The 13,245-nt window shown below is 68.9% G+C and carries 11 protein-coding genes; 5 read left to right on the top strand and 6 right to left on the bottom strand.

The annotated features are described in order from the left end of the window. The first annotated feature begins 129 nt into the window (after positions 1-129). Both G9272_RS34875 and G9272_RS34870 read left to right on the top strand, forming a co-directional pair. Positions 130-924 carry a hypothetical protein gene (locus G9272_RS34875; RefSeq protein ID WP_253268040.1) on the top strand — a complete coding sequence of 265 codons (795 nt, stop codon included), beginning with the start codon at positions 130-132 and terminating at the stop codon, positions 922-924. A gap of 119 nt (positions 925-1,043) precedes the next feature. Continuing rightward, the gene (locus G9272_RS34870; protein WP_171400211.1) at positions 1,044-2,369 is read left to right on the top strand and encodes a jacalin-like lectin; all 1,326 of its coding nucleotides are present in this window, start codon (positions 1,044-1,046) and stop codon (positions 2,367-2,369) included. 79 nt (positions 2,370-2,448) lie between these two features. Here the strand turns inward: G9272_RS34870 and G9272_RS34865 are convergent, their stop codons facing one another. After that, positions 2,449-3,168, bottom strand: a complete 720-nt coding sequence (locus tag G9272_RS34865) for a CatB-related O-acetyltransferase (RefSeq protein ID WP_171400210.1) — start codon at positions 3,166-3,168, stop codon at positions 2,449-2,451. Positions 3,169-3,534: 366 nt separating this feature from the next. Here G9272_RS34865 and G9272_RS34860 point away from each other — a divergent pair, with 366 nt between their 5' ends. Then, complete coding sequence (locus G9272_RS34860) at positions 3,535-4,140, top strand: TetR/AcrR family transcriptional regulator (protein WP_171400209.1); 606 nt, start codon at positions 3,535-3,537, stop codon at positions 4,138-4,140. A 5-nt stretch (positions 4,141-4,145) separates the two neighbouring features. Here the strand turns inward: G9272_RS34860 and G9272_RS34855 are convergent, their stop codons facing one another. After that, positions 4,146-4,967, bottom strand: a complete 822-nt coding sequence (locus G9272_RS34855) for an isocitrate lyase/PEP mutase family protein (protein ID WP_171400208.1) — start codon at positions 4,965-4,967, stop codon at positions 4,146-4,148. Between the two features lie 180 nt (positions 4,968-5,147). Further along, positions 5,148-5,519 carry a VOC family protein gene (locus G9272_RS34850; RefSeq protein ID WP_171400207.1) on the bottom strand — a complete coding sequence of 124 codons (372 nt, stop codon included), beginning with the start codon at positions 5,517-5,519 and terminating at the stop codon, positions 5,148-5,150. A gap of 214 nt (positions 5,520-5,733) precedes the next feature. Here G9272_RS34850 and G9272_RS34845 point away from each other — a divergent pair, with 214 nt between their 5' ends. Next, positions 5,734-7,119 (top strand): hypothetical protein, encoded by a 1,386-nt coding sequence (locus G9272_RS34845; protein WP_171400206.1) that lies wholly within the window; start codon positions 5,734-5,736, stop codon positions 7,117-7,119. Here the strand turns inward: G9272_RS34845 and G9272_RS34840 are convergent. After that, positions 7,064-8,815, bottom strand: coding sequence for a DUF2264 domain-containing protein (locus G9272_RS34840; RefSeq protein WP_171400205.1), 1,752 nt, complete (start codon positions 8,813-8,815; stop codon positions 7,064-7,066). The genes G9272_RS34845 and G9272_RS34840 overlap by 56 nt on opposite strands. A gap of 90 nt (positions 8,816-8,905) precedes the next feature. Next, positions 8,906-9,952: a GDSL-type esterase/lipase family protein gene (locus G9272_RS34835; RefSeq protein ID WP_171400204.1), complete on the bottom strand. Its 1,047-nt coding sequence runs from the start codon at positions 9,950-9,952 to the stop codon at positions 8,906-8,908. 191 nt (positions 9,953-10,143) lie between these two features. Here G9272_RS34835 and G9272_RS34830 point away from each other — a divergent pair, with 191 nt between their 5' ends. Then, a complete protein-coding gene (locus G9272_RS34830; protein WP_171400203.1) occupies positions 10,144-11,826 on the top strand; it encodes a rhamnogalacturonan lyase B N-terminal domain-containing protein in 1,683 nt (560 codons plus the stop codon). Positions 11,827-11,832: 6 nt separating this feature from the next. Here the strand turns inward: G9272_RS34830 and G9272_RS34825 are convergent, their stop codons facing one another. Beyond that, positions 11,833-13,245: an RICIN domain-containing protein gene (locus tag G9272_RS34825; RefSeq protein WP_171400202.1), complete on the bottom strand. Its 1,413-nt coding sequence runs from the start codon at positions 13,243-13,245 to the stop codon at positions 11,833-11,835.

Genomic DNA, 13,245 nt, shown 5'->3' with positions numbered 1-13,245 from the left:
GAGTTCTGGATCCCGCCGGACGGGGGCTGGGGAGTAGGGCGTCGGGGGCGGTGACGAGGTGCGCCGGCGCCTGCCCGCCGTCCCTCGTTCGGCTCACTGCTGGCCGTCAACCGGGCTGCGAGGCGCCCCGTGCCGTGCCACAGCGCCAACTGCACCGGGTTCGTGGTGGAGCGCACCCGCAAGTTCCACAGCTCCGGATCGCCCGCCAACTGCTGGCGCTGCGCATCCGACAACGATGCCCGCCGACTGCGCATATTGATCTCGGCCTGTTCGACCGAGGGCTGGCCCTGGAGCGAACACACCGCAACCGCCGGCCCCGTGTGCCCGGCCGTCCTCGAGCGCCAGGACCCGGTCGTCACACCCGAGCGGCTGATGGGCGACGATGCCCTCATGTACGACTCCTTCGGCACGCCCCACCCCCGCACGGTCGAGCCGGGCGAGTACCCGGTATGGGACGAGGCGCTGGCCCTCGTCAACCACGACCTGAGCGCCCTCCTGCCGGGCCGGGGCCCCCTGTGTCTGGTGGCGCTGCCCGCCTGGCCCGAGGAGTCGGCCGACGACGAGCATGCGTCCGAGCACGTGTACGTCGCCCTGCCCGACGGCCGCTGGCACGGGAACGACCTGCCCTCGGCCGCGGGTGCCGAGCCCGGCACCGCGCTCGCCGCTGTCGCCGAGGCCGCGCAGGACACGGTGCTGGAGTGCCTGTGGCAGGTGTGGCCCGTCTGCACCGAGCACCGGCTCGGGATGCACCCGGGGCAGGAAGACGGGCAGGCGGTGTGGAGGTGCGCGGGCGGAAACGACGAGCGGGAGCCGGGGCACGTACAGGCGCCGGTCGGCAAGCTGGAGGAGTCGTACCGCTCACGGAGGGAGCGCCGCAAGCAACGCAAACAGAACAAGCAGAGCAAGCAGAACCAGGGGCGGTAAGCGTTTTCTCTTCCGCACTCACTGTTTCCTCGACAGCCCTTGTGCGTCACTCCGGACGGCCCCAATCTGAGCTTTGTTCAGCTCCTTCGCCGCTCTTCCCCCACCGGAGACACCCTCACATGAGACGACTCATCGGCACCCTGGCGGCCGGCGTCCTGGCCCTGACCGGCCTCACCGCGACCGCCGCAGCCCCCGCCCAGGCGGCCACCGCCGCCACGTCCGGCACCTTCAACGTCCTGACGTACAACGTCGCGGGTCTGCCCGAGGGCCTCAGCTCCGGCCACCCGGCGACCAACACCCCCCTGATCTCACCGCGGTTGGCGGCGTACGACATCATCAACGTCCAGGAGGACTTCAACTACCACGCGGCGCTCTACGCGGGGGACAACCACCCGTACCGCACCGCGACCAGTGGCGGCGCGGGCATAGGCGACGGCCTCAACACCCTCTCGGACTACGCCTTCGAGGACTTCGAGCGGGTGCGCTGGAGCGACTGCACGGGAACCAACTGCCTGACGCCCAAGGGTTTCACGCTGTCCCGGGTCCGGTTGGCCGAGGGCGTCTTCGTGGACCTCTACAACGTGCACACCAACGCGGACGACTCGGACGACGCACTGGCCGCCCGCCGCGCCAACATCGAGCAGCTGTCGGACTTCATCCAGGCGAACTCGTCCGGCAACGCGGTGCTCGTGATGGGTGACACCAACACGCGCTACACCCGCGCCGGGGACAACATCCGCACCCTCGTCGACGAGAACGGCCTGACGGACGCGTGGGTACAGCGGGTGAAGGGCGGAACGCGGCCCACGCAGGGCACGGACGCGCTGCTGTGCCCGACGACCGCGCCGACCAACGACTGCGAGGTCGTGGACAAGGTCTTCTACCGGGGCAGCAGGCTCCTGAGCCTGAACGCAACCCGTTACAACAACGAGTGGGCGTCGTTCCTGGACTCCGCCGGCGGCAACCTGTCGGACCACTTCCCGCACACGGTCGACTTTTCCTACACCCTCAACTCGGCGTTGCGGGCCGGTGACTTCTTCGGCGGCCCGCACGGTACCGCGTTCAACGACGCGGACGACCTGCCCGCCACCCCGGCCCCTCGCACGCTGACCCTGCGGGGTGGCACCCGCCTCGACGCGGTGGCGCTGGCCCACGACGGCGGTACGACCCTCACCCACGGCGGCACGGGCGGCACGGCGACATCACTGACGCTGGCGACGGGCGAACACCTCACGTCGGTGAAGCTGACACAGGGTCAGGACGGTCGTACCCGGATTTTCTCGGCGGCGTTCACGACCGACAAGAGCCGCACACTGTCCTCGGGCACGGCGACGAGCGACGCCATCACCTTCACGGCCCCGTCGGGCTGGCAGATCGTCGGGTTCACGGGCCGCGCGGGCGACGAGGTGGACAAGCTGGGCGTGCTGTACGCGCCGATCAGCTGATTCTCGTCCTCGTCCACGTCCGCGAGTACGTCTCCGCCGGGTCCTGCGCCGGAGTTTCCGCGCAGGCGCCCGGCGGGGGCTAGGCAGGCCCTCGTGTGGATATGTCCGGGAAAGCTGTTTCCGGGGAAGCGGTTTCCGGGGAAGCCGTGTGCGGGGCTGCGGAGCTCGGCGCGGCGGCTTCCAGGTCGTCGACGCTGCCGGACATGATCGTCCGTACCTGGTCGGTGATGAGCTCGGCGGGCCAGTCCCACCAGGCGACCGCCAGCAGCCGGGCGACGTCCGTTTCGCTGTAGCGGGTGCGGATGAGACGGGCCGGGTTGCCGCCGACGATCCCGTAGTCCGGCACGTCGGCGGTGACCACGGACCCGGCGCCGATGATCGCGCCGTGTCCGATCCGGACGCCGGGCATCACCGTCGTGCCGTAACCGAACCACACGTCGTTGCCGACCACGGTGTCCCCGCGGTTCGGCAGGCCGGTGAGCAGGTCGAAGTGCTCGGACCAGGAACCGCCCATGGTGGGGAAGGGGAAGGTGGAGGGGCCGTCCATGCGGTGGTTGGCGCCGTTCATGAGGAACCGCACTCCGGTTCCCAGCGCGCAGAACCTGCCGATGACCAGCTTCTCCGGACCGTAGTGGTAGAGCACGTTGCGCGTCTCGAACGCGGTGGCGTCTTCGGGATCGTCGTAGTACGTGTACTCCCCGACTTCGATCAGCGGGGACTTCACCAGCGCCCTGAGCAGCACGACCCGTGGTTGCTCGGGCATGGGGTGCAGGACGGTGGGGTCGGCGGGCACAGGCATGCGATGTGTCCTTGTGGGCTCGAGGGCCGACGACCCGGGTCTGGGACGCTGGGCTTCGGGGGTGGGTTCTGGGGGTGGGCGCCGGGGTCCGTGTGCCGATCATGTTGCCAGCCCATGCCGTTCGGTGCCCGTCATTTCCTGGCCGGGCACAGCAGGTGCGCGGAGTTCGGCCCCGGCCCCGGGCCCGGACAACATGAGTTGGATCGAAGCAGGAAAGCCTTTACGAGTGGTTCCAGGGCGCCCCGGGCTCAACTCCACGGTGGAGCCCCCGCCCGCCGTCTCCACCCGCCGTCCGCTGTCCCACCTGCGAAACCCTTAGGATCCTGCCTGATACGTCCAGGTCCGAGCGCACACAAGGCGGTCCCCATGCCACGAGTCGGCCTGACCACCGACCGCCTCGTCGAAGCCGCCGCGGAGCTGGCCGACGAGGTCGGTTTCGACAACGTCAGCATTTCGGCGCTGGCCCGACGGTTCGGAGTCAAGGACGCGAGCCTGTACTCGCACGTCAGGAACCTCCGGGAACTACGGACAAGGCTCGCGCTGCTGGTCGGCGGCGAGATGATCGACCGGATCGCCGTGGCCGTCGTGGGCCTCGCCGGCAAGGATGCGCTGGTCGCCTTCGCCGGGGCGTATCGGGAGTACGCCCTCCGGCACCCGGGCCGGTACGCCGCCACCCAGATCCAGATCGACCAGGGGATCGACCGAGAACTGGCCGCCGAGTCCCCCGCTCCGCGCCGGACCGCCGAGATCACCTACGGGATGCTCCGCGCCTACGACCTCGACGAACCCGACCTCACCGACGCCGTCCGTCTGTTGCGCAGCACCTTTCACGGGTACTGCACGCTGGAGGCCGCCGGCGGCTTCGGTGCGCCCCGGGACGTGCAGCGGTCGTGGGACAAGGCGATCGACGCCCTGCACATGGCCCTGACCCACTGGCCGCGGGAGACCGACACCGGCGGCGCCGACAGCTGACGCCGTCAGACGTGGCGTGCCACGTCAGCGCCCGTTTTCTGTATGTCCTCGTACGTCGGCGTACGACCACCTGGCTTACGTCCCTCACGGACCTCGTCCAGCGCGTCGAGCGCCGCGCCCATCGCTCGCCGGTACAGAAACGAGCCGAGGCTGATGCGGCTCACCCCCAGATCGCCGAGTTGGGGGACCGTGGGGCCGGTCGGCGAGTAGAGGATGTTGAGGGGAACGTCCAGTCGTGCGACGAGCGCGGCGATCTCGCGCGCATCGGTCAGCCCCGGAACGAAGGCCCCGTCCGCGCCCGCCTGTTGATAGGCGTCGAGGCGGGACAGCGTTTCGGCTCCACCGCGTACGCCGTGTTCGCCATGTCCGCCGCCGTGTTCACCGAGCCAGTACGTGTCCGTACGGGCGTTGACGAAGAGGCCTGGCGCGGCAGCCTTGACCGCGGCGATCTTCGCTGCGTGCCGGTCGGCCGACCCCAGGGCATCCTCCAGGTTGATACCGACCGCGCCCACCGCCACAAGCTGACGGGCGAACTCGCCCACCTCGTCGGGATCGTCGCTGAAACCGCTTTCCGCGTCGACAGACAGGAGAAACGGTTGTGAACCCAGAACCAGCGCGAGCCGTAGGGTTTCGTCGCGAGTCGCCGACGCACCGTCCGGCAGCCCCACGGCCGCCGCCACCGCGAGACTCGTGGTGCCGATCGCCCGGAAGCCTTTTCCCGCCATGGCCATCGCGGAGGCATGGTCCCAGGCGTTGGGCAGGAGGAGGGGGGTATCGGCGCGGTGAAGGTCGGCGAAGGGGTTCGAGGTCGCCCTGTGTGCACGCATACGGTCCACGCTAGGGGCGCGTCCTTTCGGCCTCCGCCGAACTGTTCCCGCTGAGCTGCTTCCGTCAGACTGTTTCCGGCGACCTTGCCGGCGAACTGTTTCCGGCGGATTCTTCTTCACCGGCGCCCTGCTGGACAGGTGGCTGCCGGCCCGTGCGTGTCGTGCCCTGTGGCCGCCGCCTCAGCCTGCGGCCCGCTCTCCCGCGCTGCGCTCCACGCAGAACTCGTTCCCCTCCGGATCCGCGAGGACCGCCCACCCCGTGCCGTCGGGCCTACGGCGGTCGTCGACCAGTGTGGCGCCGAGCGCGAGCAGACGCTCGACCTCCTCCTCGCGGGTACGGTCCTGCGGCTGGAGGTCGAAATGAATGCGGTTCTTCCTGCTCTTGGCCTCCGGGACCGTGACGAAGAGCATGCCCGCGCCCTCGATCAACGCCTCCTCGTCGCCCGGCTTGTCGTCCTCGTGGAGAGGCTGGCCGAGCGCCTCGGACCAGAAGGTGCCGAGCGCGTAGGCATCGGAGCTGTCGATCGTCACGTGACGGAGTACAGAAGTCATACGCGGATTCTTCTGCACTCCGTTCACGCAGTGCAACGGAGAATCCCCTCCATCAGCACGCACTCACCGAGACGCGCCGACCGAGCCACGTCCACCGAGCCACGTCCACCGAGCCGACTCGGTTCCAGGTCACCCTGACCACACCCGCCACAGCAGTTCCCTCCGTACCCACCCGGCACGGCAACCTTTTCCTGCCCGGCGGCGACCACTGGCCATGACATCTGCACGACGCACGACGCGCCACCGCCGTATGCGCGCGGCCCGCAAGCCCGCGATCGGCGCCCTCGCGGCTGCCGGGGTGCTCGCCGGCGCCTGGTGGGGCACCGCCGGGGCCGCGACGACCTCCCCGAACCTCGCCCCCACCACCACTGCCGTCACGCTCGCCGCCAAGTTCCCTTACCTGTCTGCCGGTTACAACAACACCCGGGAGTGGACGCGGACGGCGACCGCGGTGGCCCCGAACGGCACGCTCCGCGTCGCCTGGCCCGCAGCGGACGGCGTCCACGTCACCCCGCTCACCGCCGCCGGGAAGCGGTCGGGCGCCGACACGGTCGTCAAGGGCGTCAAGGAGGTCGGCGGCCTGGTCGCGCACAACGACGGCTTCGCACTGCTCACTCGGGTCGCCGACACGAACAAGTGGAAGGAGACGGCGGCCGCGATCGTCCGCTACACGAGTGGCAAGCGGACCTTCCTCACGAAACTCACCGGAACCGCTTCCCACGACACCGCGCCGCTGCTCGACGGGCAACTCACCTGGAACGGCACGAAGTACGGCGCCTACTTCGTCGTGCACGGAGCCGGCGGCTTCGCCGACGGCCACTACGGGGACAAGATGGCGTACCTGAGTGCCAAGGGGGCGAAGCTCACCGGGGGCTGGAGCTGGGGTTGCAGCCACAACGAGGGCATCGCCCTGCACGCCGAGACGTCCGGCGCCTTCACCTCCCTGTGCTTCGACGACTGGCGCTCGGGGCTGTTCGTCTCGACCGGGATCGGGGCTCCGGACACCGCCCCCGTGGTGCAGCGCGAGCAGTGCTGGGCCGGGTACTGCGGCGGCACCTTCCCCGGCCGCACCGGCGACCTCGTGAAGTCGTCCACCGGCCGTTACGTAACCGCCTTCGCCTCCCGCGGCGCCGCCTCGGCCAAGAAGAACCCGGACGACGCCAGCGGCCGCGGCTGGACGGTGAAACCGAAGACGAGCACCCACCAGGTCGCGTTGGCGTTCATGAAGAACCGCAACTCCGGTCCGGGCAAGGCCGTCTACCTCACCAGCGCCGTCGGCACGGAGAACGTCAACGTCCACGTCGCCCCGTACGGCAAGGACCGCCTCCTCGTCTCCTGGGAGTCCCTCAAGGGCGCCAAGTGCGCGAGCGGTACCTGCACCGGCACCTTCACGGGCACCCACCTGCGTCTCGTCGACTGGAACGGCAAGTTCCAGAGCCCGGACAAGGTGGTGAGCACCCGCATCACCGGCGACCTCGCGGTCCTCAAGGACGGGACGCTGACCTGGGCGTACGCCCCCGTGGCGCCGTCCTACGCCAAGGCGCTCACCGGGGCTTCACCGACCACGACGACGTTGCGCATAGCCCGTTTGAAGCCGTGAAGCGGAAGAGGCGTTCCGCACCCGTCGGCCGGCGGACGCTCAGGTCGTACGCGCCGTGAGCGGTGTCGGCATCCACCCTCTGCACCTCCACGGACACCAGCTCCCGGAGGGGCAGGGGGTCCCGCTCGGCCGTGAGGCGGGCCACCGCGACGAAGAGAGTCGCAGGGCCTTCGCCCAGCACACCCGCCAAGGGGGACGTGTCCGCCAACCCGTGCACGGGCACCAGCTCCGCCCGCTCGTCCCCACCTTCCACCGGTGCCCAACCCGTGATGTGCACTTCCGTTCCCGGCTCCGCGCCGGCCACCAGATGGGCCCGCACCTCCACCGCGCCCTCGGCCACCACCAGGCTGGTGACTTCGGCGCCGGAGCTCAGCACATACCGGGAGGCCGCCCAGTCCTCTCCCACTCCGAGCGGGACGATGCCCTCGCGACGCAGGTCGCCGCCGACCATGACGACGTTGTCCGGTGGCGCGTCCAGCGGCCGTGTGACGGTGGAGTACGCGAACCTTGTGTAGTACGGGTCGTAGCGGACGTCCTCACTGCCGTGGTTGTGCAGACGGACCAGTCCGTCCGAACTCGTCGACTGAAGCAGCCAGTTGGGAGCGGCAACGGGGGTAACCGCGTTCTCCCGTTCCACCGGCCCCGCCTCCTCCGTCGCCGTCCACACCTCGTGTTCCGGTGGAAGCAGCAGGCCGAGGAAACCCTTGCTCGCCCAGTAGGGGGAGGCCGGTCCCGAGTAGCCCTGGAGGACCGACTCGTCGGGGCCGTGCCAGCCGAGGGTCAGCAGACCGTGTTCGTCGACCGCACCGCGTTCCAGGAAGTACTTCAGCGCGCCCGAGGCCAGGCGGCGGGTCTCGCCGGAAGGAAGCGGGGTGTGGCCGGTCAGGGCGCCCAGCCACAGGGGGGCGGTGGTGGCGAAGCGATAGGTGAGGGAACGGCCCTGGTGCAGGGGGGCACCGTCGCCACCGAACAGGCGGGCGTAGTCGTCGAGATGGGTCCTGAGCCGGCCGCCGTAGAGGGTGAGCAGCTCGGGGTCGTCGGCCAGCCAGGCGTGCAGGACCGGGTAGAGGTGCATCGCCCAGCCGTTGTAGTAGTCGAAGGCGCGGCCTGCGCCGTCGCTGTACCAGCCGTCGGCGACGTACCACTGCTCGATGCGCTCCAACCCGCGGTCGATCGCCTTGCGGGAGGCCTCCGGCTCATGACCGACGGACTCCAGGAAACCGCCTACCGTCACCGGGAACAACTCCCAGTTGCAGGGCCAGGCCTCGGCGGTCAGCGCGTCTCCGAGCCAGGCCGCGGCGCGCTGTCGGACGCCGTCGTCGAGGCGGTCCCAGAGCAGCGGACGGGTCAGTCGCAACGCGAGGGCGATCGACGCGGCCTCGACGAGGGGCTGACCGCGGTCCTCGATGCGGGGCCAGACGCCGCTGACACCGGCCGCGAGACCGCTTGCGTAACGCTCCAGCGCCGTCTCGTCACGACGGAAGGCCGCCAGCAGCAACGTGCGCGCGTACCCCTCCAGGCCGTCGGAGAGGCGGCCCGACCAGCTCTGCCGGTCGCCGGGAAAGTGGTAGAGAGCGCGATCCTCGGTGGCGTACGGCTCCACGGCGGCGAGCAGCGCGTCGGCGGCCGCCTCCCAGTGGGCGCGGGTGTAGCCGGTGCGGGGGCTGCGGACGAGGTCGGGCGGGGGCAGGTACATCTGCTGTTTCTTTCCTTCGCGGCCGGTGCGGAGCCCGGTGAGGCCAGGACCTGGGGGCGTCCCGGTTCCGGTCGGGGCGCCCCCAGGCGTTCATCCCACCCGCACGGTGCCCCTCGGCACCAGATGCTGGGCGACGAGTTCGTCGCGGACCAGGCCCGCGTAAACCGTTGCTCCGTGCACGGAGGTGTGCGTGTTGTCGCGTTTCTCGTTGTAGAGGTAGAGCGCCTTGGAGCCTTCGACGCCCAGGGACTCCACCAGCGCCTTGGTCTTGGCGGTGAGATCGATCAGCGGAACCTCCTGCGTGGCGGCGACCGACCGGATCACTGCCGGGTGGTCGACGCCAAGTCCGTTGACCAGCAGGGCGGTTCCGTTGTTCAGCGTGCCGTCGGCGTTGAACCAGCGGCGCACGATGGGGGTCACCAGGACCGGCCGACCACCCTTCTCCCTCACTCCCGCCACCAGTGTCTCGAGATTCGCCCGGTAGGTCGCCTCGTCGGTCGTCTTGTCGTTGTGGGCGAGTTGGACCAGGACGAGGTCGCCGGGACGGATCAGCGGCTGAACCGTGGCCCAGAGCAGCGGGTTCCCCAGATAGGTGACCGTACTCTCGCCGGAATCGGCATAGTTGGCGACCGAGACTCCCCTGCGCAGATACTGCGGCAACTGCTGGCCCCACCCGGTGTACGGGTCCGCCGGCTGGTCACAGACCGTGGAGTCACCGACGAGGAAGACCTGCCGTGCGTGCCGGGCCCGGGTGACCCTGATGTCGGCCAGGGCCGGCGCCGAGCCGCCTACCGCCAGATCCAGACCGGCGGTTCCGGCCACACCCGTCGGCTCACCCTCAGGGGTTCGGACGTCCACGGTGAAACTGCGGACAACACGTTCGCCGGCGGGAGCGACGGTCTCGGGGAGCAGGGCGCGACGGGTCTCTCCGCTGATGCCGGTACTCGACTCGGCGTCGCCCCCGAGGACGACCTCGACGTCGTAGGTGCCGGGCGGGACGTCGAAGTGGCACGCGGTTGCGGTGCAGTTGTCGATGCCGAGGGGGGCTCGACCGCCGTGCGCCTGAGCGGCGGGTACCGCCGTCAGACCGACGGTCAGGGTCAGCGCCGCCAGCACGGCGATGTTGAAACGTCTCACTTGCGGCTCCTCCGTCACGGCAACAGGGGCTGGCGGCTGGACCGTACCGCCTCTGGCAAGCGCTTTCTAGACCTGGGACCGATTTCACAAGATTGCCAACCTCCCGCGAGCGAAAGCCCTTTCGCGAAATCGATTCAACTGTCACTCTCTCAGGCACCCGCACCCCCACACCTCCCGAAGGAGGCACCCCCATGTCCGGATCCGAGAACCACCGGCCGATCCGACGCCGCACCTTCGTCCTCGGCACCGCAGCCACGGCAGGCTCGGCCGCGCTGGCCGGGCCGCTCGCCGCACCGGCCGCAGCAGCGGCCTTCGGCTACACCGACGACGGCTCGAACTACGTCGTCGACACCGGCGCCAACCTGGTCTTCAAGATCAGCAAATCCACCGGCGACCTGACCTCGCTGACCTACAGGGGAACCGAGTATCAGGGCTACGGTGGCATGAACTCGCACATCGAGTCGGGACTCGGCAGTTCCACCGTGACGATCGCACAGTCCGGCTCGACGATCCTGATCTCGGTCACGCACGGCACGCTCAAGCACTACTACGCGGCCCGAAGCGGCGAGAACAACGTCTACCTGTGGACCAACAAGGCCGACACGTCCGTTTCGGCAACCCGTTACATCGTGCGTGTCAAGGCGGGGCTGTTCCTCAATGACGAGCCCGACTCCTACACGTACACGACCAGCACCATCGAGGCCTCCGACGTCTTCGCGAAGTCCGACGGCCAGACCCGCTCCAAGCACTACTCCAAGCTGCGCGTCATCGACTACAACTACGTCGGCTGGACGACCGGCAGCGTCGGTCTCTGGATCGTGCGCAGCAACCACGAGAAGGCCTCGGGCGGCCCCTTCTACCGCTCCCTCCTTCGCCACCAGAGCGCCGACGGCGGTGGCCTGTACGAGATCCTGTACTACGGCCAGAACCAGACCGAGGAGCAGCGCTTCGGTCTCCAGGGCCCCTACGTCATCGCCTTCACCGACGGCGGCGCCCCCTCTTCGTCACTGTTTCCGGGCACCCTGACCACCTCGTGGGCGGATTCGCTCGGTATCTCCGGCTACGTCGCGGCGAGCGGCCGGGGCAGGGTCGCGGGGGTCGGCATCACGGGACGCAACACGGCGTACCCGTACACGGTCGGACTGGCCAACTCGGCGGCACAGTACTGGGGTTCGGCACGGTCGTCGGACGGCTACTTCTCGATCACCGGGGTGCTTCCGGGGACGTACACACTGACCGTCCACAAGAGCGAACTGACTGTATACAGTACACAGGTGACCGTATCCGCAGGCGGGACGACCACCCTCAACTCGATCGCGATCCCGTCCTCGAACGACCCGGGCAACGCGAGCGCGATCTGGCGGATCAACGACTGGACCGGCACGCCGAGCGGCTTCAAGAACGCCGACCTGATGACGTACGCGCATCCGTCGGACGTCCGGGCCGCCTCCTGGACCGGCAACGTGGTGATCGGCAGCGGCAGCGAGACCTCGGCGTTCCCCTGCTACATCTGGAAGGACGTCAACAGCGGTCTGCTCGTGTACTTCAAACTGACCGCGGCCCAGGCCGCCGCCGCGCACACCCTGCGCATCGGCGTGACGACGGCCTACGCCAACGGCCGGCCGCAGGTCGTCGTGAACGACACCTGGACCTCGGCCATCCCCTCCCCGCCCACCCAGCCGAGCACCCGGTCCCTGACCAACGGGTCCTACCGGGGCAACAACTACACGTTCACCTACAGCGTTCCGGCGAGCGCATGGCTCACGGACACCAGCCAGTACAACGTGCTGAAGATCAACGTGGTGAGCGGTTCGGGGTCGACCTCCTACCTCAGCGCGGGCACGTCGATCGACGCGATCGACCTTCTCGCCTGACGTAGGTCAGGTTCCGCGCGTCCACTGCTGGTTGGTTCCTCCGTTGCACGTGTAGGTGATGAGCGCGGCGGAGTTGGCGGTGGACGCGCCGTTCACGTCCAGACACTCGCCGCTCGCACGGGACTTGATGCTGACGTAGCTGCCGGAAGTCGTCAGCGACCACTGCTGACCGGTGGCCGACCCGTTGCAGTTCTCCTGACTGACCGTGCTCGCGTTCTCCTGCACGCACAGAGAACTGTTCCTGACGACCAACTGGTAGTAACCGCTTCCGACGGACTTGAACCAGTACTTCTGGTTGTTACCGCCGTTGCAGTCGTACTGCTTGATCTGGGCACCCGCCCAGAGGGACTGACTCGTGACATCCGCGCACTTGCTGCTGTGCCGGGCGATGAGTGTGTTGTACGTGGCACTCGTTCCGGTAACCGTTCCGGCCGCCGTGTCGACGGTGACCTCGGGCGACCAGGACATCGACAGCGAGGTGGTCGTGGGGAAGGTCAGCGGCAACCAGACGTAGCGGGAGTCGTTGACGGTCCCGGCGAAGGAGTTGCCCCAGCGGTCGCCCAGGTAGAGGTACGAGGTCCCCGAAGTGCCCTGGACGGGCAGCACGTACGCGGTCTGCGAGCCGTACGCCGTCGAGTCGCCGACGTTCGTCATGGCCGACCAGGGACCGGCGAGTGAGGTCGCCGTGGCGTACTGCTGCTGGTTGGGGCTCCAGCCGGTCGCGCCGGAGGTGAGCATGAAGTAGACGCCGCCCCGCTTGAACAGCGCCGGCGCCTCGCGATGCCCGCCGTGCCAGGGGTCGGCGACCAGGCTCGCGATACCGGTGTAGTCGGCGGTGAGCCGGTAGATCTGGAGGTCGTAGTTCTCGCGTGCGGCCGAGACCATGTATCCGGCGCCGTCGCTGTCCACGAAGACCGTGATGTCACGGGACATGTGCTGGTCGAGCGGACGGAAGCTGCCCTGCCAGGTGTAGTTTCCGTCGACGGTGTCCGACACGGCGACAGCTGCTCGGGCCTCGCTGTAGTCGGTGCCGTTCTCCTTGTGCATCCACATCACGAACTTGCCGGTGGATGCGTTGTACATGACCTTCGGGCGTTCGATGTTGGCGGTGGCCAACTCGGAGTCGCTCGACTGGGTCAGGACGTGGTTGCGGAACTCCCAGTTCTCCAGATCGGTGGAACGGTAGGCATCCACGTACCGGAAGGTGTTGTCGGCGTTGCGGTTCTCGCCGAACCAGTAGTAGTAGGAGCCGACTTTGAGAACCCCGCCACCATGGGCGTGTACGGGGCTGCCGGAACTGTCGGTGAACTGGGTGCCGTTGACGATCGTCACAGGCGCCGCCTGGGCGGGTCCCGCGGTCGCAAGGGCGCCGATCAGCACGAGACAGAGGGCGAGCAGGGTCGTGTACGCACGTCTCAT

Origin of the sequence: Streptomyces asoensis (assembly GCF_013085465.1) — a bacterium.
Taxonomy (GTDB): domain Bacteria; phylum Actinomycetota; class Actinomycetes; order Streptomycetales; family Streptomycetaceae; genus Streptomyces; species Streptomyces cacaoi_A.
Note: the sequence above shows the minus strand (reverse complement) of the source record. Positions and strands in the feature narration are given on the sequence as shown.